The organism is Micrococcus sp. KRD096, assembly GCF_017168495.1.
In the GTDB taxonomy this organism is placed as follows: Bacteria; Actinomycetota; Actinomycetes; order Actinomycetales; family Micrococcaceae; genus Micrococcus; species Micrococcus luteus.
Window position 1 is genome coordinate 1 of the sequence record NZ_JABFAY010000063.1, and the last position, 451, is coordinate 451.

The following is a 451-nucleotide window of genomic DNA, read 5'->3' on the forward strand; positions in this document are numbered from 1 at the left end:
TGCGCCGGCGTGTGGCCGAGGCCCGTGCGTCGGCCGCAGACGGGGCGGAGCCGCCGCTGGCCCCGCTGATCGCCGAGGCCCTCGACGCGCCGATCGACGACCCGCGCGTGGCGGCGCTGGTCGATGAGCTCGACGGCTTCGGCCCGCTCGCACCCTGGGTGCGCACCCCGGGCGTGACCGACGTGCTCGTGGACGGCGCGGGCGCGGTGTGGACCGACGGGGACGAGGGCCTCGTCCGCCGCCCCGATCGGCTCGACCCCGAGACCGCCCGGGCGCTCGCGGTGCGGCTGCTGCACCGGGCCGGCCGCCGCCTCGACGCGGCGGTGCCGCTGGCCGACGCCCGCGTGGGCGGCGTGCGCGTCCACGCGGTCCTGCCCCCGGTCAGCGGCGGCGGCACCCTGCTGAGCCTGCGGATCCCGGCCGCGGCGACGCCGTCGCTGGCCGCGCTGGC

At 81.2% G+C, this 451-nt stretch carries 1 pseudogene; it reads left to right on the forward strand.

Annotation, left to right across the window (positions count from 1 at the left end):
• A pseudogene (locus J1M41_RS11600) lies at nt 1-451 on the forward strand (Flp pilus assembly complex ATPase component TadA); the annotation flags it as partial.